The sequence below is a fragment of the Algibacter luteus genome, assembly GCF_030344935.1.
GTDB lineage: Bacteria > Bacteroidota > Bacteroidia > Flavobacteriales > Flavobacteriaceae > Arenitalea > Arenitalea lutea.
Map to the genome: position 1 here is coordinate 1,185,269 of NZ_CP128313.1, position 25,930 is coordinate 1,211,198.

Consider the following 25,930-nt stretch of genomic DNA (forward strand, 5'->3'; position numbering starts at 1 on the left):
ATAACCCATGAAAAAAGTATTATTTATTACCCTTATTGCAATAACTTGTTTGAGTTGTAATTCAAAACAAGATAGTAAAGAAGTCAATCCAAAGGATTCCGAAATAGCTCAAAAAGTAAAGCAACTTATCAGTGAAATGACGCTAGACGAAAAAATAGCAGAAATGACACAAGATGCTCCTGCTAATGACAGACTAGGTATTCCTTATATGAAATATGGAGAAGCATTACATGGATTATGGCTTGTGCTTGACTATTATGGTAATACCACTGTTTATCCACAAGCGGTGGCTTGTGCTTCAACTTGGGAGCCAGAACTCATTAAAAAAATGGCGTCTCAAACAGCACTAGAAGCGCGTGCTTTGGGTGTTACACATTGTTACTCACCTAATTTGGATGTGTACGCAGGAGATGCGCGCTACGGTCGTGTTGAAGAATCGTATGGTGAAGACCCTTATTTAGTTTCTCGAATGGGCGTTGCATTTATTCAAGGTTTACAGGGTACAGGCGATGAGCAATTTGATGAAAATCATGTGATTGCAACGGCAAAACATTTTGTTGGATACCCAGAAAACCGACGTGGTATAAATGGGGGATTTAGCGACATGTCTGAACGTCGTTTACGTGAGGTTTACCTGCCTCCGTTTGAGGCGGCAGTAAAGGAAGCACAAGTAGGTTCTGTTATGCCAGGGCATCAAGATTTTAACGGCGTGCCATGTCATATGAATACATGGTTGTTAAAGGATATCTTAAGAGATGAGCTAGGATTTGATGGTTTTATTGTTTCAGATAATAATGATGTAGGAAGATTAGAGACCATGCATTTCATTCCTGAAACCAGAACTAAAGCTGCTATTTTAGGATTAAAAGCGGGGGTTGATATGGACTTGGTAATTGGGAAGAATGTTGAATTAGCAACGTATCACAGCAATATTTTGAAGGATACAGTAACTCAGGATCCTTCATTGATGCCTTATATAGACAAAGCGACATCCCGTATTTTAACCGCAAAATATAAATTAGGTTTATTTGATGAAGAGCCAAAAGAAATTGACGAGGAAACAGTAAATGCTGGTCCTGATGAACATCGCGAGTTTGCATTGGAGTTAGCCGAAAAATCTATTATCATGCTAAAAAATGATAATAATCTCTTACCCATAGATTTATCAAAAATAAAATCCTTAGCGGTAATTGGGCCTAATGCTCACGAAGAAAGACCAAAAAAGGGAACATATAAATTATTGGGTGGCTATTCAGGATTACCTCCATATTATGTTTCAGTTCTTGATGGTTTAAAGAATAAAGTAGGTGATAAAGTAAAAATAAACTATGCCAAAGGTTGTGATATTGATAGTTTTTCAAAAGAAGGGTTTCCTGAGGCTGTTTCTGCTGCAAAAAAATCTGATGCTGTTGTTTTAGTGGTGGGTAGCTCTCATAGAACCTGTGGTGAAGGCGGAGATCGTTCTGATCTTGATTTATATGGCGTTCAAAATGAATTAGTAGAGGCCATTCATAAAACTGGAAAGCCAGTAATTGTGGTTCTAATTAATGGACGTCCATTAAGTATAAACTACATTGCCGAAAATATACCATCTGTACTTGAAACGTGGTATGGAGGCATGAGGGCAGGAGATGCGGTTGCCAACGTCATTTTTGGAGACGTAAATCCAGGAGGTAAGTTAACCATGTCTTTTCCACGCTCCGTTGGGCAAGTGCCTGTAACTTATCTTGAGCGTCCTGACTTTATTGGATCTGGAAAAGGAAAGTATAGATTTAGTGATAAGTCACCCTTATTTCCGTTTGGCTATGGTTTAAGTTATACTACATTTAAATATGGTACACCAAAATTGGAAAACGAAGTCATGAATACAAATGGAACAACTTCAGTTTCAGTTGAAGTTACAAATACTGGAAATAAAGTTGGAGATGAAGTTGTGCAAATGTATGTGCGCGACGATTTTGCATCCGTAGGAAGATACCTGAAATTGCTCAAAGGCTTTGAACGAATCACTTTAAATCCAGGCGAAACGAAAACAGTAACATTCAAATTAGGTTTTGATGAGCTTAATGTTTTAAATCAAGACTTGAAAAAAGTTGTAGAACCTGGAACATTTACAGTTTCAATTGGAAGTTCATCTTTAGAAAAAGATTTACAAAAAATAACGCTAACCGTTAACTAACATATAACTTGTAACAGCTTAAAAAGGGAGCATTTTGTTCCCTTTTCTTTTTTTGTCCGAATTTTTTACAGGATACTACAGGATAGTAAATAAGCTAATAAAATATAAATTGTAGCATTATTAATCCAGTTATACATTAACTAAAACTAAAATTTAATTAATTATGAAAAAAACTACTTTAAAAATTACAACATTTTTGTTGCTAACTATGTTTGCGATTCAAGTGCAAGGTCAAGCATTATGGACTGAGCCTGGTGTTTATAAAATTTCAACATCAGGTTTAACTCCGAATCTTTATTTGACAATTTCTACCACTACTGGTGATTTAGTGTGGGATGCTGAAATAACACCCGATGATGCAACACAACTTTGGACTGTAACAGACCATAGAATGCCAGCTTCTGCTGGGTATGTGGAGATTACAGCAGATATCACTCCTGGTCCTGGAGCCTTTACCATGATTGTAGATCAATCAACTATAGCCGTAGATCCAGTAACAGGTCTGTTTGATCAAAATGATAAAGATTTTAGAATAAGTGTTAGACCAGGTCTGCCGATAAGTGATACAGCGGATCCAAACTACGGTTTTGACCAGTTTCAAAGAAGAAAAGCTAAAGTTGGTCCAGATGGATTAGCTGACCCTAATGGAACTAACCCAGCAGATGGAAACAATGCATTATTTGTTAAACCAGAAGGAGCGACAGGAGCTTCAAGGTATGGTGTAATTCCAACGGCAGCAGGTGAAGATGTGTTGTTTGATGGTGGAGGAATTGATGTTCTTCAATACCATCTTATAAGTGCATTAAGCACTGCAGATTTTGACACAAGCGCGATTTTTGTATCAAACCCAGTAAATGATGAGTTAACTATCAAAGGTTTAACTCCGAATGTTAAAGATGTGAACATTTATAGCTTACTTGGTAAACAAATTATGTCAATTAAGGTAGATGGTGCATCAACTTTAAATATGGACGTTAGTACGCTTGCAAGTGGCTTATACATTGTAAAAATGGTAGGTGATAACGGAAGCTATAGCAAAAAAATTATTAAAGAATAAGTTTAAAACCTTTGTTAAATAACTTTAAATCATCCTGTCTTTCAGTTTAAAGACAGGATGATTTTTTTTATATTTAATTAAATGTTAGTCTGTAAATGTTTAAAGCAATAGGCTTAAATAACAGACCAACCGCTTTAATATATCAATGTAATTAATCGGTGATTTTATGAAACCATTCAAAAAAAACTGTTTTCTATTTTTAATGCTAACCATTGCTTTTTCATTTAGTTTGAGAGCGCAATCAAACTGTGAACTAAAACCATGGACGGATAGTAATTTAAGTTTTGACGAGCGTGTTGAACTCTTAATGAATTGCCTAACTCTAGAAGAAAAAATATCGCAGTTACTCAATGCAAGTTCTGCTGTTAATCGATTAGATATAAAATCGTATGACTGGTGGAATGAAGCATTACATGGTGTTGCAAGAGGTCCGAAAGCAACTATTTTTCCTCAAGCTATAGGGTTGGCTTCTACATTCGACAAAGATTTAATACAAGATGTAGGTAATGCTATTTCCGATGAAGCCAGAGCGGTAAACAATTATTTGGTAAAAAATAACGGCAATTTTATTCGTTATATGGGATTGTCTTTTTGGAGTCCAAATGTTAATATCTTTAGAGACCCTCGATGGGGAAGAGGTCAGGAAACTTATGGTGAAGATCCATTTCTTTCAGGTCAAATAGGAGCATCTTTTATAAAAGGCATGCAAGGTAATCATCCTAAATATTTAAAAACTGCAGCATGCGCCAAACATTATGCGGTTCATAGCGGTCCTGAAGCGCAACGACATAGTTTCAACGCCATTGTAAATCCTCAAGATTTGAATGAAACGTATTTACCTGCGTTTAAAGCATGCGTAGATGCTGGTGTTGAAGCAGTAATGTGCGCTTACAATAGAACAAATAACGAAGCTTGTTGCGGTAGTCCAACTTTACTGCAAACCATTTTAAGAGATAATTGGGGTTTTAAAGGCCACGTTGTAAGCGATTGCGGAGCCATTAGAAATTTTCATAAGTTTCATAAATTAACAACAACTCCAGAAGAATCTGCGGCGTTAGCGTTAAAGAGTGGTACAAATTTAAATTGCGGGAACACATATAGTACCTTGTATAGTGCCTTTCAAAAAGGTTTGGTTACAGAAGATGATATTAATAATGGTTTGCGTCCGTTATTAAAAACACGTTTTAAATTGGGAATGTTTGACAGCCCTGAAGTAAATCCATACGCTAATATTAGTTTAGATGTTATTCACTCTGCAAAAAACATTAATCTTACCAGAGAAGTGGCACAAAAATCGGTGGTGCTTTTAAAAAATGATAATGTACTTCCTATTAAAAAAGATTTAGAACAACTTTATATAAGTGGTCCGCTGGCAGGAGATGTTCGTACACTTATTGGCAATTATCATGGTTTGGGAGATAATTTAGTGACACTTGTTGAAGGTGTTGTAGGCAAAGTTTCGCCAATTACAAGGGTTCAATATAGAGCTGGAACTTTAATCAATCATTCAAACAGTAATGATGGCGATAATTACAGCCATTTAGCTGGAAAAGCAGATGCTACAATTATTGCTTTAGGTCTTACCATTGTTATGGAAGGGGAAGAAAATGAAGCCATAGGGTCTTCAAATAAAGGAGATAATATCACTATGCAATTGCCTGAAAATCAAATGGCGTATTTAAGAAAAATGAGAGGCAACCATGATAAACCTTTAATTGTTGTTGTTTTTGCTGGTTGTCCGTTAGATTTAACTGAAGTGAGTGAATTAGCAGATGCTGTAATTTATGCGTGGTACCCAGGAGAACAAGGCGGTAATGCTATTGCAGATGTTATATTTGGCGATGTTTCACCTTCTGGGAAATTGCCAATTACATTTCCAAAAAATATTGAGCAACTTCCGCCTTACGAAGATTATAATATGAAAGGGCGAACATATAAATACATGATTGAAGAACCCATGTATCCTTTTGGTTATGGACTCACGTATTCTAAATTAGATATGTCAGATATAAGTATTTCTTCAAAAAAAATAAAGAAGAAAGAAACACAAACAGTGAAAATTAAAATCACAAATACAGGAGATTTTGACGTAGAAGATGTTTTACAACTTTATATCTCACTTAAAGAGAATGATAACAATGCACCTTTATCTTCACTAAAAGATTTCAAGCGCATACAACTGAAATCAAAAGAATCAAAAATCTTTGAATTTAAACTCAAATCAAATGCCTTTAATTATATCGACCAAGAAGGAAGAGAAAAACGGCATAAAGGAACTGCGATAGTTTCCATAGGTAATGCTTCTCCTAGTAAAAGAAGTTTAGATTTAGGTGGTATATACAAAGAATTAATAGTTCGAGTTGATTAAATAAATAATAAATGGAAAGATTAGCATTTAAAATGAAATTAAATAAAGGTCAAAAAGAAGCGTACAAAAAACGACATGATGAGCTTTGGCCCGAGTTGAAAAAATTATTAAAAGATAATGGGGTAAGTGAATACTCCATATTTTTAGATGAAGAAACCAGTACTCTTTTTGCGTTTCAAAAAGTATCAGGTGCAGGTGGCTCTCAAGATTTATCAAACAATGATATTGTGAAAAAATGGTGGGATTTTATGGCAGACATCATGGAGGTTAATCCTGATAATTCACCTGTTTCTATTCCTTTAGAAGAAGTGTTTTATATGCCGTAATTATTAAATATAATTTATAAAAAACCTTATCTATACAAAAAACGCAGAACTTTAATAATAAGGCAGTTGCTAACAAAATGCGAAATCTCATGAAAGAAAATATAATTAAAATGAGTAAAAAAATATTAAAACTGATAGTATTTAGCATTTTTATAAATGTGTCAAGTCTGTTTAGTCAAGATTATAACTTACAAACCATTAAGCTTTGGCAAAATGAATCAATTCCTTTTAATAAAAAAGAGATTTTACTAAATGAAAAGCTTGATGAGGTAGGTTTACGATATACGCAAATATCAGAGCCCATGCTTTATGTCTATAAAAACAAAAATTTGAAAAATAACGGAGCTGCGATGTTGTTTTGTCCAGGGGGAGGATATGCCAATGTAACCATCGGGAAAAATAATGGCGCCAATGAAGCCAAATATTTTTTGGATATGGGATTTAACGTAGTGGCAGTTTTAAAATATAGACTTCCCGACACATTAATTGTTAATTCTCAAGAACAAGTACCTCTTTGTGATGCGCAAAAAGCGTTATCATTGGTTCATCAGAACGCTTCAAATTGGTCGGTTAATAGAGAAAAAATTGTTGTAATCGGGTCTTCGGCAGGAGGTCACCTAGCAGCTTCTTTAAGTAATTTAAAAGATTCTATTATTGCTCCTAATGTGAAACAAGATGATTTAAAAATAGCAGCTACTATTTTGATGTATCCTGTTATGTCATTCAATTTGCCATATCGACATAAGGGTTCCTATAAAAGATTGTTGGCGAATAAATTCAATGACCAAACTTTACTCGATTATTATTCAATGGAAAATCAAGTAAATATTACAACACCTCCAACTTATATAATACATGCTTTGGATGATAAATCTGTTGTATATCAAAACAGTGTAATTTATTGTGATAGTTTAGAAAAATATAACATCAAATACAAGTATACTGCCTTAGAAAAAGGAGGACATGGTTTTGGGTTTAATTTCAATAGAACGGGGATTGATTGGACCAAAGAACTAAAAATTTGGCTCACAACAGATTTAGGATTATTGGAAAATTAAGTGCTAAAATATTTTTAACTGAAGAAGGTTAGAATTCAGGATAGGACAGGATGCCACCAAATGATTTATTTGCTAATTTTATTTAAATTTTCAAATTTGAATAAAAAAAACAGCATGAAAAGAAAGAGAGAGATCTCACGGATTTTAATAAAAAACATCTGTGTATTAATCGCAATATGCTTTGTACAGACTAGTTTTGCTCAAGTCGTATTAGAAAATGAAATTAAAATTACCGACTTAGGTTTGCATTTTGATGGCAAAAAAGTTGGTGAAGATGCAGCAAATTCTTCAACAGGGTATGATTATGCTTTTGGTCCTCAAATTTCAGCACATGGGGATTGTATTACTACCTATAAAAACTACGTTTTTGTAACGTGGTATAAAGGAGGGAAAAATAATCGTAACATGATGTTAACGCGCTATAATACAATAACGGGTACCAAAAAGACAATTGAATTTCCACACAGACATACAGGGTTTAGAAATATATGGTGGATTGGAGAATCACATAACACTATAGCTGTAGGTGTTAGTCCTTTAGATGGTACAATTCATTTACTTTTTGATATGCATGCCTATTCAAGAACTAGACCTGCTGATGGAAGTTTGAGTGAAGATTATTTTAGATATGCTTATTCTGTAAAAAACGCTGCTGAGGTTTCGGATGATGAATTTGTATTAAGTTTATTCGTGGAAGAAAATGATGTGGATGGAGATTATACACATTTAAGCTTAAATGGAGTAGATAATCATGCGGTCTTTTCAGGATTTACATACCCACAGTTTTTTTTGAATGATTTAGGAGATTTATTTTTCTCAATGCGAAAGGGGTCAAGCCCAAATGGAGGCTATCATTTTGCAAAATATGATGCATCAAGTTCAACATGGTCAGATTTTATTCAGTTCGCACAACCTAATGCCTCAAACTTTGGTCAAGAATACAACTGGGGTATGTATGGGAGTTTAAAATACTTGAATGGTAAAATTGGCATAGGTTTTCAAAGAAGATTAAATAATCAAGAAGATAAATATCTATATCAAAACGGATTTTATTACGGTTATTCTGATGATCAATCGGGAGCATCCCAATGGAAAAATCATAAAGGAGAAGATATCACCATACCGTTGAGGGATGCTGATGATCTTTTGGTATATGAACCTGGAGATTTGGTAGAAACCACACAAAAAAATATGGTATATATGGTTGGTGGTTTCGATTGGACTGTTACGCAAAAAGGAGATGTTCATATTATAGGACGGGTAAGAGATGACGAAAATAATGTTACCAAGCATGTACACACATACAAACCAAATGGGGCATCAGATTTCATAACAAGCACAGATTTTTCTGGAGCTTCTACATTATACACATCAGGAAACGATATTTTTATAATTGGATTAAATTCGTCTGGACAAATTTTTGTGGAGAAATCTGAGGGGGGTACAAATAACTTCGTTAAAGTTTATGAAGCAACTTCAGGAAAACGTTTTCGACATGGTGTTGTTACAATTAGCGATGGAAAATTGTATTATTATTTGATGGAAAGACAATCTGGAGATCAACAACCATTGTATCTACAAATTATTGATTTAGATATCGTGCCTATAGATCCATTGGGTCCTAATAATTTTACTATTCAGACCAAAGGTGAGACCTGTTCAGGTACGGACAATGGCAAGTTAATAATTAGCGGTAATGCAGTGCATGATTACGTAGCCATTATAGATGGTGTTAGCTACGATTTTACAAAAGATAAAACTATTGAAGGTTTAAGTCCCGGAACTTATGATTTGTGTATAGATGTTGTTGGGAAAGATTTTAGTCATTGCTATGAGGTAACCATAGCAGCAGCAGAAGGCTTAACAGGTAAAATTAGTATTAGTAAAAAATCAGCAACAGTTTCTGTGCAAACAGGGAAAGCACCTTTTACTGTTATAAAAAATGGGCAAAAATTATTTGAAACGTATCAATTAAACTTTTCTGTAGATGTAAATCATGGTGATAATATTCAAATAAAAAGTAAGGAAGCCTGTCAAGGTGAGATGGTAAAAACAGTTAACTTACTTCAAGAACTCAAGGCGTATCCAAACCCTACAAACGGATTATTTGAGATGTATATTCCAAATGACATAAAAACAATAGATTTAGAAGTATACAACATGCAATCTCAATTAATTGTTTCTAAAACCTATACAGTAAACGCTGGTAAAGTGCAATTGAATTTAGAGGATAAGCCAAATGGTATTTATTTTGTAAAAGTTAATGCTGAGCAACCAGTATTTGTTAAAGTGATAAAGAAATAAAATGAAAAAGACATACTTATATTTAATTGTAGCTGTAGGATTGATTATGATGTCTTGCAGCGGCGGTGGAGATGATTCAGACGAGACGCAAATGCCAGAAGAAAATACTGCACCGACAGTACCAATCCAAGTTTATCCATTAAACAATGCGATTTGTATTAATAACAATATTGTTTTTGTGTGGGATGCGTCTACAGACGCCGAGGAAAATAGAATAACATATACTGTAGAAATTTCAGAGAATAATAGTTTTTCTCCAATATCAAAGATAGAAACTAGTGCTTCGTTATCCAAATTGATTAGTTTGGAAAAAGGAAAAGCCTTCTACTGGCGAATAAAGGCAACCGATAATAAGTCCGCAGCAAGCGCATACTCTCCAGCGATGCAATTTTTAACAGAAGGAGATGGAGTTAGTAATCATGTGCCATTTGCACCAAGTCTAGTTGCGCCTGCATTAAACTCAGAAGTAGACGGAACGAGTACGACTTTAATTTGGTCAGCATCAGATGCTGATGGAGATCCTTTAACTTATGATGTTTATTTGGATACTAACTCAGATCCCTCAACAAAAGTTTCTGAAAACCAATCTGAGACCAATTATAATGCTACAGGTTTAAGTGCAGCATCTACGTATTACTTTAAAGTGGTCGTGAGAGATGATAAAGGAGGTGTAAGTATTGGGCAAGTTTGGAGTTTCACTACAAAGTAGAGTGTTAGTTTTTACTTAATATTTTTTCACAAAGAGTCTTAATTGCTTTAATCGAGTTTTTATTTGAATATTTTCTGCAGTATAGCGCAGGATAGTTTATAAATAAAATGAACGTATTTTTAGGGACTAATATATAAATAGATTAGTACAAAAACGCTATGAAAAAAAGTTGCTCTCACAAAATGAGATATCATAATTGTGTTCTATTATGTGTTTTATTCATGTTTTCCTTTATTTTAAATTCTCAAGTCGTATTAGAAAACGAAATTAAAATTACCGACTTAGGTTTGCATTTTGATGGGAGTAAAGTTACTAGTGGAGCGTCAAATACAGGAGATAATGCGCCTTATGATTATTTTTTTGGGCGTAGTATTTCGGCTCATGGCGATTGTATAAAAACCTATGGAGACTATGTTTTCATGACATGGTATCGTGGACCAAAAGCAGATCGCCATGTGATGTTAACACGTTACAATACGCTTACAGGCACCATGGCAACTATTGAGTTTCCTCATAGGCATACTGGCTATCAAAATAAATGGTGGATTGGAGAATCGCATAACACCATTGCTGTTGCGGTAAGTCCAATTGATGGTAGCATTCATCTACTTTATGATATGCACGCGTATAGTAACTCAAGGCCTTCTGATGGTAGTTTGAGTGATGATTATTTTAGGTATTCCTACTCGATAGCAGGTGTAGCATCGGTTTCTGATGCTGAATTTACTTTAGATAAGTTTGTGGAAAAACCATCTAGCCCCGGCGTTTATAAACATTTATCCTTAAATAGTGGAAGACCTGGCTACCCTAATGAAGAATACAGTAATTTTTCTGCGCTTACTTATCCGCAGTTTTTCTTAAATGATGCAGGTGATGTATTTATGTACATGCGTGAAGGTGGAAACAATAATGGGGCATACAAATTTTCGAAATACGACGCCAATACTTCTACTTGGTCTAATTTTACACATTTCAATGTTTTAAATGCCAAAAACCAACCAGGAGTAGATTATAACTGGGGGCTTTATGGGAATATGAAATATGTAGACGGAAAAATTAGAATTGGTTTTCAGCGAAGAGAAAATAAGGTAGATAAGTACCAATATCAAAATGGAGTATATTATGCCTATTCTGATGATCAAAGCGGCGCATCTGGATGGAAAAACCACCAAGGTCAAAGCTTTAATTTACCCTTATATGATGCCGATTTTATAAAAGTGATGGAACCTGGTGATTATGTACAAACAACTCAAATAGACCAAGTTCATATTGTTGCAGATTTTGATTGGACGGTTACTGATAACGGTGATGTGCATATCATCAGCAAGGTAAAGGATAATCAATACAACGTTACCAAATATCTACATACCTACAAACCAGCGGGTGCAACAGATTTTATAACTACAGAAGATTTTGCAGGTGGCACTTCTATCTATACATCGGGAGACAGTGTTTTTATTATAGGTTTAAAAAATAATAGGGTGTTTATTCAAAAGACAGAAGGTGGTACAAATAATTTCACCACTGTTTATCAAGCTACTTCTGGAAAAACTTTTGATCATGGTAGAGTGCATATTAATAACGGAAAACTCTATTACTATTTAATGGAGAATAAATCAGGAAATGCACAACCTCTTTATTTGCAAATTATTGATTTAGATATAACAGATGAGCCTTTTAGAGTGTACCTAACATCTCCGTCCGATGGTGAAACCTTTAATATTGGAGAAACTGTACAAATATCTGCAGATGCCGTTGATGAAAATGGAAGTATTTCAAAAGTTGAATTTTGGGTTAATGGAGTATTTTTTGCTGATGATGCAACCGAACCTTATTCGGTAAGTTGGTCACCAAGTACAGAAGGAACTTATTCATTACAAGCAATAGCTTATAATGCAAGTAACGAAACCGTGTCTTCTTCGGTAATTACTGTGAACATTCAAGTGTTTGATCCTACAGATTTGACGGGTGATGTCTACGCCATAAAGAATTTTGTAACGGGTAAATATCTTCATTCTGTAGGTGCTGATGTTGTTGAAAGCGATAATGATAATAATGTGGTTTCTGGTGATAAAGAGTGGGAGTTTGTTAAGGCTGGGAATTATTATAATATAGAAAGTAAAAGATCGGACAGAGGTATCCTAAGAGCTGCTGGCAACCCGCCAAATGACATTATTAATACTGGATTTGGAGCACCTAGAGAAGATACAGATAAACAGTTTACAGTCATTTATAATAGCGGTGATGGTACCTATCAATTCCAGACGCGAAACGGTTCAAATTATATCTATCATAATGTGAACGGGATTATTGAGCACATTGGAAACACAGACGATCGATCAAAATGGATTGTTGAATCTACTACTTTAAGTGTTAATGAGGTAGATACTAATCCATTTTCTGCAAAGATTTTTCCTAATCCAGCAACCAATAGTTTTACCGTATTACTTAATGGTGGGAATAGAGGAACTATTATAATAAATGATATGCTTGGTAAAATAATATATCAAAATACAATGAGCACCAATAGAATCGATATTGAAAATAACGGACGATTTAAACCTGGGCTTTATTTAATAAAAGTGCAAGATGATAATCAAAGATTCTATCATGGAAAATTGATAATAAAATAGGTGTAGATTTCATTAAAAAAGCCAGCAAAATTTATATTTTGCTGACTTTTTTAATTTATATTAACTCATTATCGCAGTTTATACAACAAGCGTTTTTTATAAATAAATAGGTGTGTTTTTTTCAGCCGATTTATATACTGCTTCTTGGGCTTTCAAGGTTTTCAGATAATTTTCGCCACTTGTTTCAAACGTATTTTTTGATAATAATGTATCAATAAAATCCCTTTGGAAAATATAACAACAATCTCCAGCGAAACCAACATCGTTATGTGTGTAGTTGTGACTTTCTTCCTTGCCACCCAATTTTTGAACGGTTATATTCCCATCAGAATATAGTCGTATAGAGCCTTTTGAGCCGTCAATTGAATATTCTCCAAAGGTATAGCGCTGTTTTTTGAAATTGTTTTCGTTGTAACGATTGGCATCCCAAATGGCGTGCGAATCGTTTTCAAAATTAAGAATCATCAACCCTGAATCTTCGCCTTTAATAACAGGATTTAGTCTTTTAAGAATGGCATAAACACTTTTTATTTCACCAGCATGATATCTGAAGGTATCAATAAAATGAACACCTGTTTCGTAAATAAGTAGTTTTTTATAATCTCGAAAATAAGGTTGTCTTGATAAATAAGCGTCTTCACCCCATCCATCACCCATGCGGCTTCTGAAATTTAAACTGAACAAATCACCTATCGTACCTTCGTTGATGATTTTTTTTATTTCACGATGCCAAGGCTGAAACCTGAAATTTTCATGAACTACAAAGCGCACATTTTTTTTAGAAACGTATTCAACTATTTTTTTAGATTCTTCAAAAGTAGGAGCCAAAGGTTTTTGGCAAATAATATGTACACCGTTGTCTGCAGCGAATTTACAAATTTCAAAGTGCGTTTCTGGAGGTGTAATTATATCAACAAAATCTGGTTTTTCTTTAATAATCATTTCCTTGTAATCGGTGTAATGATTTTTTACGCCGTAAGGTTCCATGATACTTTTAGCACGTTCTATATTCGAATTACATAGTGCTGTTATTTCAACTTCTGGTATACGTGTCCAAGCTTCATATTGAAACTTACTAAAATACCCTGCGCCAATAGCAACACCTTTTAATTTAGTTTTCATCAAGTATTGGTTTAGTAGAATCCATAAATATCCAACAAATTATTGCAACTACTCCTAATATTGCAGCTACGAAAAAGAACGGATCGTTTGAGCCCGTCCATGATTGTAAATATGGAAATGCCAGAGCTGTGGTGAAAGCTCCCAGATTTCCTGCCATATTCATCATACCAGATACTTTTCCAGAATGCTCTTTACCTATATCCATACAAAATGACCAAGAAGGGCTTAGGGTCATATCTGCTCCAAATATAGCAACAGATAAACATAAAACGGCCCCTAATGGCGTATCCATATACAAGCTAGAAAGAATACCTGTAACTACCAAACAAAAGCCTATTATTGCTGGAATCTGCCTAGATGCTTTCCATTTTCCAGTTTTGTATATGGCATCAACGGTGAATCCTGATACCCAATTGCCTACAGCGCCAGCTAATAGAGGCATCATCGCATAGAATCCAGTAGTGACTAAATTTAAATCGTATTTAGCTTTTATATATGGGAACAACCAAGTAAGCGTAAAAAAGAAAATAAAGTTACTCCCGATATATTGAATCATAGCTAAAATTACATTTTTAGAGCCAAAAATTCGACCGAGTGGCAAGCTTTCATTCTGCGTTTCTTTTTCTTGTTGACGGTTTTTAACTATAAATTCTTTTTCGACTTCAGAAATGCTTGGATGTTCTTCTGGTTTATTCCTAAAAAGAAAATAGAACAATACCGCACATAAAATACCTAATGCACCGAAAAAATAAAAAATACTGCGCCAGCCCCAAGCATCAATCAAATACGCTACAAGAGGAAGTGCAAAAGCAGCGCCTAATCTTGATCCAGAAAAGTTGATGCCTTGAAAAATACCGCGTTCTTTTAACGGCACCCACGAGTAAGCTGCTCTTGAAATGTTCGGAAAAGCTCCAGCTTCTCCTGCTCCAAAAATGAAGCGAGCTAAAAGCATAGATATATAATTCCATGCTAATCCTGTAATTGCAGTAAAAATTGACCATATTACCATGATAGATGTCAATACTTTTCTAACACCATATTTATCTCCAAGTGCACCACCAGGTACTTGAAATAAGGCATAACCCAAGGCAAATGCACTGAGTACCCAACCCATTTCTATGTCGTTTAAGTTTAAATCGCCGCTAATAGAATCTTTCGCAGAAGAAATACAAACTCTGTCTATGTATAACAATAAAGTTATCAAAAAAGATCCTAAAAAGAATCCGTATCTTTTTGTTGGTATACGTGTCTTTATGCTCATATCAAGATAGTGTTTGTATTATTTTAGAAAGTGATTTTTCGTCGCCAACGTTTCCTGGAAAAACAATATATAATAGTTTTGGAAACTTTGTTTCTTCTGCCATTTCCCAGATAGGAATACCTGGAAGTATTTGCCCTAAAACTTTAGAGCGTTTCATATTTAACCCTTTTGTAGCTAAATCATGAGAAGTTATGCCTCCTTTGGCTAATAGGTATTTTGGGCGAACAGTAATGCCATTTACAATATGCACTAAAGCTTGAGATACTTTTGATGCTATATTTATAGTGGTATTTGTGTCTTTGCCAGTAATTATTTTTCTACTGGTATAAACAACAACATCTTTACCAGTTTTAATGGTTTTATCAATTTTAGAAATAAGAGATTCTAAATACGTGTTTGAGGTGTTACTTAATATTGTTTCAACGTTTATTTCAATAACTTCTATTTGATTAGCATTATCTAATACATATTTTAATTGTGCAGAAGATTTTTGCACATAAGACCCGATAATTATTAAACCACCAGTATTGATATTGTTATCAATTATTGCTTCAGCAGATAATAGTGGTTTTGGTGTTAAGCCAATGTATGAAGGAACGAACGAACTCGACGTGCGATATAAAATCTGTTTTTTTGAGTTTTCAGCAAGTAATAATGCTAGGGCCACTTTGTCTAAATCATTATAATTTAGGGCGTTTACAATACAATATTTTCCAGATTCAATAGCGCTTATTTTTGAACTTAAAATATTAACATCCAACAAACGAATAGATTCAATATCTAATGAAACAACATCATTATTTTTGATGCGCCCGTTAGTTTTTTCTTCGATGTAAGATTTTAAATTAGCATGATTATACGCAAAAGTATGGTCTTGAGAAAACGGTGTTTTATTTACAGGAATTAATTGCTCGCTTTCTGAAATGTAATGTATATCATTTATAGTAACCCTTCCGCCTTCAAACATAACTGGAATAAAAAAAGTAATAGCATTTTTGAAATATTCAGACTGTTTGATAATCTCTATTTCAGAAAAATGACCTCTTAGTGTAGAATCACTGCGACTTATAATTGTAAATTTTCGATGTGTTACCTCGGATGCTTTTAAAAGATTTTTTGTGATTTCGTCATAAATGTCGGAAGACTTTTCTTGTGATAAACTTCTAGAATTTGTTAGTAAAAAGAATGTGGGGGTTTCTTTCTTAAATTCGATTATGAGCGTTTCTAGATCCCATTCTGTTAAAAGCGGAATATCATAAACCGTTTGATTCCCTGTTGGATCGTCATCTATTACCACACATGTTCTTTTTGATGTATCAAACAATTGTTTATTCAAGCTTCTATAATTAGAAGTGTCTTCTTTTGGTAATTGTTTTGATATATCTTTTAAAGAAATATTCATTAATATTTTTCAATGGCTATAACGCGTGCAGGAGAACCATCTCCTTTTTCAATTTTTAACGGTAGTGCAATGAGTTCAACGCAATTAGATTGTAAATTTTCTAAGTTTGTAAGTCCTTCAATAATAACAACCCCTTTTAATAATATTTGATGAATTTTAGTGACTTCAGCTAAATTATTAACATCAGCAACTGAAGGTGGTTCAACTCCAAGCATTTTCACCTTATTATCTAAACACCAATGCGCTAGCGATTCGCTTATTCTTGGTAATTCATCTCTGTATTTTGGAGTATTTACAAATTTTGACCAATCCGTCCAAAAAACCAGACTGTCACCAGCGATAAATTGTTCTTGAATATCTTGTGGGATATGTTCTGGATTGATTAAAGTTTTTGCACCAATTTGACGAATATCTATAACCCATGCGCGTCCAATAAAATCTGATACTGGCATGGTATCTATAGTTTGCTTACTTACATTAAAATGGATGGGTGCATCCATATGGGTGCCACAATGCGAGTAAAAAGTTAAAGTACTCGCATTCCACCCGTCGCTATCAATCGTTTTACTGGTTGATTTTGAAAATCCAGTAAAATTATCGTTATATGTTAATGTAAGATCTACAATTCGATGCATCTTATTTTATAGATTTTTTATTACGGCATCAGCCACTTCTTTTGTGCCTGCATTACCGCCTAAATCTTTAGTAAGCACCCCTTGTTGTGTGCTTTTATCAATAGCGTCCATAATATTATTTGCTGCTTCAATTTCACCTAAATGCTCTAACATAATTGCCGCAGACCAAATTTGGCCATAAGGATTTGCAATATTATTACCAGCAATGTCTGGTGCAGAACCATGTATAGGTTCAAACATAGATGGGAATTCCTTTTCTGGATTAATATTTCCACTTCCTCCTAGGCCTAAGCTGCCCATAATAGCGCCACCCAAATCACTTAAAATATCTCCAAATAGATTGGTTGTTAAAACCACATCAAAAATTTCTGGTTTTAAAACAAAATTGGCAGTGCAGTTATCAATATACATTTGGTCATGTGCTACATCTGGATATTGCTCTGCGACTTCTGTTATGACACGATCCCAATAGCTTAAGCTATTTATTAAGGTGTTAGATTTAGTAATATGTGTTACTTTGTTTCGTCTTTTTCTAGCTAGTTTAAATGCATAATGTGCAACACGTTCAATGCCTTTTCTTGTAAAAACGCTAGTGTCAATACCCATACCGTCTGCAGAATCAGGTAAAAACTGACCTCCCATTTGTACAAACTCACCTTCTACATTTTCTCTAACAATAACAAAATCAATGTGTTTTTCACTTCTAAGTGGTCGTGTTACACCAGGATATGTTCTAACAGGTCTGTGGTTTACATATTGATTGAAGTTAGCACGTACTTTGAATGTATAATCTTTAGCCGGTAATGTATCGTCAACAGCAGGCAGTCCAACAGAGCCAAAATAAATGGCATCAAATTTTTTAAGGGTTTCCAATCCATCTTTTGGTAGAAATTCACCATTTTTTAAATAATATCCTGCGCCCCAATCAAAATTTTTAGAACTTAAACTAAAGTTATGTTTTTTAGCAACAGCTTCTAATACTCTATAGCCTTCCGGTACAATTTCATTTCCAATACCATCTCCAGGTACAACTGCGATGTTGTAATTTTTACTCATTTTAATAATATTTCTAAGTTTAATCTTATTGTGCAATAAATTGCATAGTGTAATTATATGATAATAATTGTAGCAAATATAGGATAATTTGTTAAATTTTATAATGATAAAATTTTAAATTAGTGAAATTATTGTGCAATATTTTGCGCAAGAGATATTATTCAATATCTTTAGCAACACGTAAAATTGCAATTTGGAAAAGAAAATAACATTAAAAGATATTGCTGATATTTTAGAAATTTCTACTTCTACGGTATCACGAGCACTTCAAAATAACCCAAGAATTAGCGAGCAGGTTCGAAATCAGGTTTTAAAAACTGCCTACGACTTAAATTATTTCACTAACAAGTTTCCGGATTCGGTCTTGCCTAAAAAAATCAATGCCATAGGAGTTATTGTTCCAGAAATAAAATACCATTTATACGCGATGGCAATTAGCGGAATTGAAAAAATAGCTGAAGCGCATAATATGCACATAATTATTTGTCAATCGAATGAATCCTACGAAAGAGAAAAAAAATTAACAGAGGAGCTCGTAAATATGGGGGTTTCAGGTTTAATAGTTTCTCTAGCGGGTGAAACTAAGCAGTTTGATCATTTTTTAGGACTCCAAGAAAAAAATATACCATTGGTTTTATTTAATAGGCAATGTGATGAAGTTGCAGCTGATAAAGTAGTAATTGATAATTTTAAGGCGGCACACGATGCAACCGAACATTTATTATCAATAGGTTGTAAACGCATTGCGTACATAGGTGGTCCTGAAATATTACAAATAAGTAATACGCGTCTTTTAGGATACAAGCAGGCATTAAAAGATGCTAATATTGCGATAGATGAAAAGCAAATAGAATTCTGCAATTTTACGAAAGAAAGTAATTTAAGTGCCTCGAGAAAATTACTCTATTCGCCTAATCCTCCTGATGGAATTATAGCATTTAGCGATCAAATAGCAATAGCAGCAATGGTTGCGGCTAAAGAACGGGGGCTTAAAATCCCAGTAGACTTAGCTATCATTGGTTTTAATAATGAGCCAGTTAATGAACTACTTGAACCATCATTAACGAGTATAGATCAACCAGCATTTCAAATGGGACAGGAATCTGCTCGATTAATTTTTGAAAGAATAAATAATCTATCTATTGATTTCTCTCATAAAATATTAAAGTCTCAACTGGTCATTAGAAATTCAACGAACAGAAATAAATTTAATTTCAATTTATCGAAGGATAAATAAATAAATTAAAAAAACAGCCTCTTTGCAAGACAGAGCAGGATGGTTTTTTGAAAAATAGAAACAATCTTGCTCTTTAATATTTTTAAATATTTCATGAAAAAAATAGCTGTTAAATTTCTTGCTCTTATTGCGTTTGTAACATTACTAAATTGTAGTGGTAGCGATAGTCCTGAATACAACATAGAAGAAGAACAGGAAGAACAGGAAGAACAAGATAGTGGTATTCCATTAACTCCGCATGAAGGTATTCCTAGTCCGTTTAATTTATTCACAGTTATTGATGATGATGTAGAACGAAAAGATTTTAACACCGTTTCGAAATGGTATGAAGAATCTGCCAACAAACAAATCTTTAAATTATTTATTGGTGATGAATTTGTAGGGGAGAGAAAACATGCTAGAACAGAAGCCGGACAAGGTTTAAAGTGGAAAGAAGGAGCGGAGTGGCATACATTTGAAGCAACAATGATGCCTAGTGATAAACTACATGAAACATATACTATAGCACAGCTTTTCGCAGGTTGTTGTGGTCCTCAACTTAGAGTTGAAGTCAGATCTAATGGAAGAATACATGTAGGATCAAGGTCTAATGGAAATATACGTATTTCTTCAGATGAAGATTGGGCAAATGGAGCAAAAAGTTTCAAAATTAAAATAAGAAGTAATGGTAAAGACATGGAAGTCTATTTTAATGATGAATTAAAGTTTACAGGAATTTCTGAAGAAAGTACTTTGGGGAATATCGATGCTTTGTACCATTTTAGATGGGGTGTGTATTCAAATAATAAAATGATAAAAAACTTAAGTAATACAGTTACAAATATTACAAGAGTGTAGCAATTAAATATATAATCTAAATCAGTAAAGATTTAAGTTTTCGAAAATTAATGACCATTCGATATTTATTTATAGTAACTAGTACTTTATTACTAACATTTTTAAGTACATGTGATAAGACTAGAGTATTAAAACCTGAGGGTCTTATAATATCAGAAGGATTTAAAAACCCAGTAGGGTTCTATAATAGTAAGCCAACATTTTCTTGGATATTGCCAGTATCAGAACAAATTAAATCGCAATCTGCTTATCAAATAGTTGTAGCTACATCAAAATCAAATTTACCTGATAATCCAGATTTATGGGATTCCGAAAAACAAGAAAGTTCTAAATCTACTTTTGTAAAATATCAAGGTAAAGAATTAAAGTCACGTCAAAAAGTGTTCTGGCAAGTGCGCTTTTGGAATCAAGATGAAAACGCTTCAGAGTGGAGTGAAATCAATTCTTTTGAGCTAGGACTCTTAAACAATAACGATTGGCAAGCCAAATGGGCAGGATTAGATACTGCCAAAGATAGCATTAAGGGCGTTAGAAAGTTTTTAATGCACAGACCACAATATTTAAGAAAAGGTTTTGAATTATCTTCAGATGTTGTTTCAGCAAGACTATACATTACTGCAAAAGGTGTTTTTGATGTGTATTTAAATGGAAAAGATGTAAGTGATGATGTCATGACTCCAGGTTGGACGCCTTACAATCATCGCATAGAAACACTTACTTACGATGTTTCTGATTTTTTAGAAACGGGTAATAATGCCATTGCAGTAGAATTAGCCTCAGGTTGGCATTCAGGAAGAATTAGTAGAAGAACTGCCCTTTATGATAATTTTTTATCACCTAAAATTCTATGTCAGCTAGAAGTGGTCATGAAAGATGGTTCAAAACAAACCATTATTTCAGATGAATCTTGGAAAGGTACTACAAATGGCCCCATACGTTTAGCAGGTATTTACGATGGCGAAGTCTATGATGCAAATTTTGAAATGCCAAATTGGAACACTGCTACTTTTGATGATTCTAATTGGGAATTGGTTGAAGTTGAAACTATTTCTAAGGATGTTAAATTAGCTCCAAAAAGACATCTTACCGTAAAAAATCAACTGGTTTTAACAGATGTGGAAATTGTTTCGGTTGATGAAAATTCGGCAGTTTTTAATCTTAAACAAAACATGGTGGGCGTGCCAAAAGTTAAAGTACCTATGAAAAAAGACGATACTTTAAAAATTCGGTTTTCTGAAATGCTATTATCTGATGGAACTTTTTACACTAAAAATTACCGTTCTGCAAAATCAACTGATTATTATATCGCTGTGTCGGATGGCATCATCGAATACACACCAAAATTCACGTTTCACGGATTTCAATTTTTGGAATTAAGTGGTTATGATAAAAATGCGAAACCAGATGCTTCTTGGGTACAAGGGATAGCACAACATTCCAATTTTGAGAAAAACGGGACATTTACATCATCGCATGATAAATTGAATCAATTACAAAGTAATATTACTTGGGGCTTACGAGACAACTTCTTTGATATCCCTACAGACTGCCCACAACGTGATGAACGATTGGGTTGGACAGGAGATGCACAAGTTATTGCGCCAACATCGTTGTTTAACTATGATGTACATGCCTTTTGGACAGCCTGGTTGCAAAGTTTAAGAGAAAATCAATCTGAACATAAAGACGGTATGGTACCTTTTATTGTGCCAGATGTATTGCAAACCAAAAACGGAAGTTCTGGTTGGGGTGATGCTGCTGTAATTATTCCTTGGGATATTTACAATGCAACAGGCGATATTACCGTGCTGGAAGAGAGTTACGAGTCGGCTAAAAAATGGGTTGGATATTATCAATCCAAAGTTAAAGATAAAACCTACATTCCAATAATGCATTCTTTTGGAGATTGGTTGCAACCTTATCCTTCTAAAACAGGTAAAGGGGGCAATAGAGGAGATACACCAAAAGAGTTAATTCATACTGCTTTTTTTGCGCATTCAGCGCATTTAGTATCTAAAATCGCTAGTGTTTTAGGTAAAACAGAAGATGAAAAAAAATACAAAAAATTGTACAATACTATTGCTAGTGCTTTTGAGAATGAATTTTTTGATGGAAACGGAAGGTTAACAGGAGAAATACAAACACAAACCAGCTATTTACTCGCCATACATTTTGATTTATTAAAGCCAGAAACTAAAATAAAAGCACAAAAGCACTTACTTGAAGAGATAAAGAATGCAGATTATCATTTAGGAACAGGATTTCTAGGAACACCAATTTTGCCAAAGGTTTTAGATGATATGGGAGAAATAGACATGATGTATAAAATTCTATTTAAAGAAACCTACCCATCTTGGTTTTACTCTATAAACCAAGGGGCAACTACGATGTGGGAACGTTGGAATAGTTATAGTAAAGCAGATGGCTATAATCCACAGCCTATGAATAGTTTGAACCATTATGCTTATGGAGCTATTGGTGAATGGATGTACGAACGCATTGCCGGAATCGCTTCTTTAGAGCCTGGATATAAGAAAATAAGAATTGCACCCATACCAAATACCGAGTTTTTAAGATCGGCTTCTGCAAGTGTAAAAACACCTTATGGAAAAGCGTCATCATCATGGGTAATTGAGGATGATTCTTTTAATCTTGATGTTGTAATTCCTCCGAATACAACTGCTGAAATTCATATTCCAAATGCAACTCAAAATAACTTACTTGTAAATGGTAATGCTTTAAAAGAAGCTTCAAATTTAAAATTAATTCGTTCTGATAATAATACATTAAAACTTTTAGCAGAACCAGGATCATATAACATTCAAACTAAACTATAATCATGTTAAAAAAATTAAACTTAAAACATTTCTTATTTGCTTTTTGTGCTTGTGTTTTTTTGAGCTTTACATCATGTAAAGAACAAGAAACTCTTGTAGAAGCTCAAAAATTAACAATTTCCGAGGGGTTTGAAAACCCTTTAGGTTTTTATGATAGCTCACCTACTTTTACTTGGCAATTACCAGTTTCTGAAGGTGTGCTAAGTCAGTCAGCTTATCAAATAGTAGTAGCTAGTAGTCCAGAATTATTACCAGATCATGCTGATTTGTGGAACTCCGAAAAACAGCAAACCACACAATCTACATGGGTAAAATATGAAGGAGAAGCTTTAAAATCTCGACAAAAAGTTTTTTGGCAAGTAAAATATTGGAATCAAGATAATGAAGCTTCAAAATGGAGTGCTGTTCAAAACTTCGAATTAGGTTTATTAAATAATAGCGATTGGAAAGCCAAATGGGTTGGTTTGGATACTGCCAAAGATAGTATTAGAGGACGTGGAAAAGTACTCATACATAAACCACAATATTTAAGAAAAGGATTTGAGCTAACCAACGATGTAACTTCAGCACGATTATACATTACCTCTAAAGGCGTGTTTGATGTTTCTATAAATGGTGAAAATGTTTCAGATGATGCGATGTCACCTGGCTTTACCACTTATGATAAACGCATTGAGACCTTAACTTATGATGTTACCAAATTAATAGAATCTGGACAAAATACCATTGGTGTTGAACTGGCTTCGGGCTGGTATTCGGGTCGTTTACTTTGGGGAACAACACCATGGGATAATACAATTTCGCCAAAAGTTTTAGCACAGTTAGAAATAACGTTGAGTGATGGCGCTAAAGAAATTATAGTTTCTGATGATAGTTGGAAAGGGACAACAAATGGTCCGCTTCAGTTCGCTGAAATCTATGATGGTGAAATTTATAATGCAAATTTAGAAATGCCTAATTGGACGACTAACAATTTTGATGATAAAGATTGGGCGACCGTTGAAGTTGCAGCTCTGGATGATAATGTTAAGTTAGAACCAAAGCGCCACACTACCGTAAAAGGTAAAATAGAGTTAGTACCGCAAGACATGACGAGTAATGACGGAGCGGCTGTATTTGATTTAAAACAAAATATGGTAGGTGTACCTGTTGTAAATGTTCCTATGAAAAAGGGAGATACCCTAAAAGTAAGGTTTGCAGAAATGCTATCGCCAGATGGTTCGTTTTATACTAAAAATTACCGTTCGGCACATTCAACAGATTATTACATAGCTGCTAAAGATGGAGACATCACTTATATGCCCAAATTTACATTTCACGGTTTTAGGTATGTAGAACTTAGCGGGTTTGACACATCAAAAGAACCTTCAAAAGATTGGGTAAAAGGAGTCGTTTTGTATTCAGATTTTGATGATAATGGTAAGTTTGCTTCATCACATGATAAGTTAAATCAACTACAAAGTAACATCGTTTGGGGTCTACGTGGTAATTTTTTAGATATTCCTACCGATTGTCCGCAACGTGATGAACGATTAGGGTGGACTGGTGATGCGCAAGTATTTGGGCCAACATCTATGTTTAATGCCGATGTTTATAAGTTTTGGGCCAGTTGGTTACAAAGTGTTAGGGAAGCACAATTAGAAGATGGTGCTATTCCATGGACGGTTCCAGATTCCCGTGGAAATAAAATTGGAAGTTCTGGTTGGGGCGATGTAGGAACCATTATTCCTTGGAAAATATATTTACGTACAGGTGATGTTGGCTTTTTGGAGGATAATTTTGAAATGATGAAACAATGGGTGTCTTATCATGAATTAAAATCAAAAAACTATATATCCAATATGATGTCTTTTTCAGATTGGTTACAGCCTTTTCCAGAAAATGGAAACACTAGAGGCGATACCTCGAGTAGCTTAATAGGTACAGCATTTTTTGCACATTCGGCAAAGTTAACAGCATTAACAGCTCAGGTTTTAGGAGAGGTTAAAGAACAAGAAAAATATGAAGCCTTATATAAAAATGTGGCTAAAGCTTTTGATGAAAAGTTTTTTGATGAAACAGGAAAGGTAAAAGATGTTACAGAAACACAAACAACATATCTATTAGCCTTAGCATTTGATTTACTTCCAGAATCAAAAATAGAAAACGCTCAAAATAATTTATTACGAAAATTAAAAGAGGCAGATTATCATTTACGAACAGGTTTTTTAGGAACACCATTATTATCAAAAGTTTTAGATGACATGGGAGAAATAGATTTAGTATATAAATTAATTTTCAACGAAACGTATCCATCTTGGTTTTATTCAATCAATCAAGGCGCTACAACTATTTGGGAACGCTGGAACAGTTACAGCAAAACAGAAGGTTATAATCCAATGAGCATGAACAGTTTAAACCATTATGCTTATGGTGCAATTGGTGAATGGATGTATGAGCGTATTGCGGGTATTGCGCCTTTAGAGGCAGGATATAAAGTTATTAAAATAGCACCTCAAGCTAGACAGCCGCTTAATTCTGCTTCCGCATCATTAAACACACCGTATGGAAAAGTGTCTTCGTCTTGGGAAATAAAGAATGGAGAATTTCATTTAGCAGTTGTTGTTCCTCCTAATACTACAGCAAAAATAATTGTGCCAGCAGATACATCAAATGAACTATTGCTAAATGGTAAAAAACTTGAAGATAGTAATCAAGTCAAATTAGTTGAGACAGCAGAATCTGGGTTTGAACTATTGGCACAACCAGGATCCTATAAATTTACATCAACTCTAAAATAAGCAATTAAAAATTTACATGAATCTAAAACTTTTATCTCAAGTAACATTATTGGTTTTAATATCTTTTTTAAGCTGTAAAAAAGATAAAACTAAGCTGTTTATATAGATAATTTGATGAATACATAAACG

The 25,930-nt window shown here is 34.1% G+C and carries 17 protein-coding genes; 12 read left to right on the plus strand and 5 right to left on the minus strand.

Annotation, left to right across the window (positions count from 1 at the left end; all coding sequences use genetic code 11):
* The first annotated feature begins 7 nt into the window (after positions 1–7).
* From O5O44_RS05010 to O5O44_RS05045, 8 genes are all read left to right on the plus strand, one after another.
* On the plus strand, positions 8–2,179 hold the full coding sequence (locus tag O5O44_RS05010) for a beta-xylosidase (protein ID WP_289195987.1): 2,172 nt from the start codon (positions 8–10) through the stop codon (positions 2,177–2,179).
* Between the two features lie 163 nt (positions 2,180–2,342).
* Positions 2,343–3,236, plus strand: coding sequence for a T9SS type A sorting domain-containing protein (locus O5O44_RS05015; RefSeq protein WP_289195988.1), 894 nt, complete (start codon positions 2,343–2,345; stop codon positions 3,234–3,236).
* Between the two features lie 166 nt (positions 3,237–3,402).
* Positions 3,403–5,604 (plus strand): glycoside hydrolase family 3 N-terminal domain-containing protein, encoded by a 2,202-nt coding sequence (locus O5O44_RS05020; protein ID WP_289195989.1) that lies wholly within the window; start codon positions 3,403–3,405, stop codon positions 5,602–5,604.
* A gap of 11 nt (positions 5,605–5,615) precedes the next feature.
* Positions 5,616–5,930, plus strand: coding sequence for an L-rhamnose mutarotase (gene rhaM / locus O5O44_RS05025; RefSeq protein WP_019386966.1), 315 nt, complete (start codon positions 5,616–5,618; stop codon positions 5,928–5,930).
* A gap of 89 nt (positions 5,931–6,019) precedes the next feature.
* Entirely contained in the window at positions 6,020–6,988 is a 969-nt protein-coding gene (locus O5O44_RS05030) for an alpha/beta hydrolase (protein ID WP_289195990.1), read from the plus strand.
* Between the two features lie 114 nt (positions 6,989–7,102).
* The gene (locus tag O5O44_RS05035; protein WP_289195991.1) at positions 7,103–9,292 is read left to right on the plus strand and encodes a T9SS type A sorting domain-containing protein; all 2,190 of its coding nucleotides are present in this window, start codon (positions 7,103–7,105) and stop codon (positions 9,290–9,292) included.
* A gap of 1 nt (position 9,293) precedes the next feature.
* Positions 9,294–10,001, plus strand: coding sequence for a fibronectin type III domain-containing protein (locus O5O44_RS05040; RefSeq protein WP_289195992.1), 708 nt, complete (start codon positions 9,294–9,296; stop codon positions 9,999–10,001).
* Positions 10,002–10,222: 221 nt separating this feature from the next.
* Positions 10,223–12,634, plus strand: a complete 2,412-nt coding sequence (locus O5O44_RS05045; RefSeq protein ID WP_289195993.1) for a T9SS type A sorting domain-containing protein — start codon at positions 10,223–10,225, stop codon at positions 12,632–12,634.
* A 96-nt stretch (positions 12,635–12,730) separates the two neighbouring features.
* On the opposite strand, the gene O5O44_RS05050 is transcribed toward O5O44_RS05045, so the two are convergent.
* From O5O44_RS05050 to O5O44_RS05070, 5 genes are read right to left on the minus strand one after another with little or no spacing between them, the layout of a single operon-like run.
* Positions 12,731–13,756 carry a Gfo/Idh/MocA family protein gene (locus tag O5O44_RS05050; protein WP_289195994.1) on the minus strand — a complete coding sequence of 342 codons (1,026 nt, stop codon included), beginning with the start codon at positions 13,754–13,756 and terminating at the stop codon, positions 12,731–12,733.
* Positions 13,746–15,017 carry an MFS transporter gene (locus O5O44_RS05055; RefSeq protein ID WP_289195995.1) on the minus strand — a complete coding sequence of 424 codons (1,272 nt, stop codon included), beginning with the start codon at positions 15,015–15,017 and terminating at the stop codon, positions 13,746–13,748. The genes O5O44_RS05050 and O5O44_RS05055 overlap by 11 nt, the downstream gene beginning before the upstream one ends.
* 1 nt (position 15,018) lies before the next feature.
* On the minus strand, positions 15,019–16,419 hold the full coding sequence (locus tag O5O44_RS05060; protein ID WP_289195996.1) for a four-carbon acid sugar kinase family protein: 1,401 nt from the start codon (positions 16,417–16,419) through the stop codon (positions 15,019–15,021).
* Positions 16,419–17,054: a cyclase family protein gene (locus O5O44_RS05065; RefSeq protein WP_289195997.1), complete on the minus strand. Its 636-nt coding sequence runs from the start codon at positions 17,052–17,054 to the stop codon at positions 16,419–16,421. The genes O5O44_RS05060 and O5O44_RS05065 overlap by 1 nt, the downstream gene beginning before the upstream one ends.
* 6 nt (positions 17,055–17,060) lie before the next feature.
* Positions 17,061–18,110, minus strand: a complete 1,050-nt coding sequence (locus O5O44_RS05070) for a tartrate dehydrogenase (protein ID WP_289195998.1) — start codon at positions 18,108–18,110, stop codon at positions 17,061–17,063.
* A 193-nt stretch (positions 18,111–18,303) separates the two neighbouring features.
* Here O5O44_RS05070 and O5O44_RS05075 point away from each other — a divergent pair, with 193 nt between their 5' ends.
* The 4 genes from O5O44_RS05075 to O5O44_RS05090 all read left to right on the plus strand — a co-directional run bounded on the left by O5O44_RS05075 (position 18,304) and on the right by O5O44_RS05090 (position 25,801).
* Positions 18,304–19,347: a LacI family DNA-binding transcriptional regulator gene (locus O5O44_RS05075; RefSeq protein WP_019386976.1), complete on the plus strand. Its 1,044-nt coding sequence runs from the start codon at positions 18,304–18,306 to the stop codon at positions 19,345–19,347.
* Positions 19,348–19,440: 93 nt separating this feature from the next.
* On the plus strand, positions 19,441–20,184 hold the full coding sequence (locus O5O44_RS05080) for a polysaccharide lyase family 7 protein (RefSeq protein ID WP_289195999.1): 744 nt from the start codon (positions 19,441–19,443) through the stop codon (positions 20,182–20,184).
* Positions 20,185–20,234: 50 nt separating this feature from the next.
* Positions 20,235–23,021: a family 78 glycoside hydrolase catalytic domain gene (locus O5O44_RS05085; RefSeq protein ID WP_289196000.1), complete on the plus strand. Its 2,787-nt coding sequence runs from the start codon at positions 20,235–20,237 to the stop codon at positions 23,019–23,021.
* A gap of 2 nt (positions 23,022–23,023) precedes the next feature.
* Positions 23,024–25,801 carry an alpha-L-rhamnosidase gene (locus O5O44_RS05090; RefSeq protein WP_289196001.1) on the plus strand — a complete coding sequence of 926 codons (2,778 nt, stop codon included), beginning with the start codon at positions 23,024–23,026 and terminating at the stop codon, positions 25,799–25,801.
* Positions 25,802–25,930 lie beyond the last annotated feature (129 nt).

Coding starts and splice junctions, on each gene's coding strand:
- O5O44_RS05010 (WP_289195987.1), top strand. CDS start 8: ATGAAAAAAGTATTATTTATTACCCTTATTGCAATAACTTGTTTGAGT.
- O5O44_RS05015 (WP_289195988.1), top strand. CDS start 2,343: ATGAAAAAAACTACTTTAAAAATTACAACATTTTTGTTGCTAACTATG.
- O5O44_RS05020 (WP_289195989.1), top strand. CDS start 3,403: ATGAAACCATTCAAAAAAAACTGTTTTCTATTTTTAATGCTAACCATT.
- rhaM (WP_019386966.1), top strand. CDS start 5,616: ATGGAAAGATTAGCATTTAAAATGAAATTAAATAAAGGTCAAAAAGAA.
- O5O44_RS05030 (WP_289195990.1), top strand. CDS start 6,020: ATGAAAGAAAATATAATTAAAATGAGTAAAAAAATATTAAAACTGATA.
- O5O44_RS05035 (WP_289195991.1), top strand. CDS start 7,103: ATGAAAAGAAAGAGAGAGATCTCACGGATTTTAATAAAAAACATCTGT.
- O5O44_RS05040 (WP_289195992.1), top strand. CDS start 9,294: ATGAAAAAGACATACTTATATTTAATTGTAGCTGTAGGATTGATTATG.
- O5O44_RS05045 (WP_289195993.1), top strand. CDS start 10,223: ATGTTTTCCTTTATTTTAAATTCTCAAGTCGTATTAGAAAACGAAATT.
- O5O44_RS05050 (WP_289195994.1), bottom strand. CDS start 13,756: ATGAAAACTAAATTAAAAGGTGTTGCTATTGGCGCAGGGTATTTTAGT.
- O5O44_RS05055 (WP_289195995.1), bottom strand. CDS start 15,017: ATGAGCATAAAGACACGTATACCAACAAAAAGATACGGATTCTTTTTA.
- O5O44_RS05060 (WP_289195996.1), bottom strand. CDS start 16,419: ATGAATATTTCTTTAAAAGATATATCAAAACAATTACCAAAAGAAGAC.
- O5O44_RS05065 (WP_289195997.1), bottom strand. CDS start 17,054: ATGCATCGAATTGTAGATCTTACATTAACATATAACGATAATTTTACT.
- O5O44_RS05070 (WP_289195998.1), bottom strand. CDS start 18,110: ATGAGTAAAAATTACAACATCGCAGTTGTACCTGGAGATGGTATTGGA.
- O5O44_RS05080 (WP_289195999.1), top strand. CDS start 19,441: ATGAAAAAAATAGCTGTTAAATTTCTTGCTCTTATTGCGTTTGTAACA.
- O5O44_RS05085 (WP_289196000.1), top strand. CDS start 20,235: ATGACCATTCGATATTTATTTATAGTAACTAGTACTTTATTACTAACA.
- O5O44_RS05090 (WP_289196001.1), top strand. CDS start 23,024: ATGTTAAAAAAATTAAACTTAAAACATTTCTTATTTGCTTTTTGTGCT.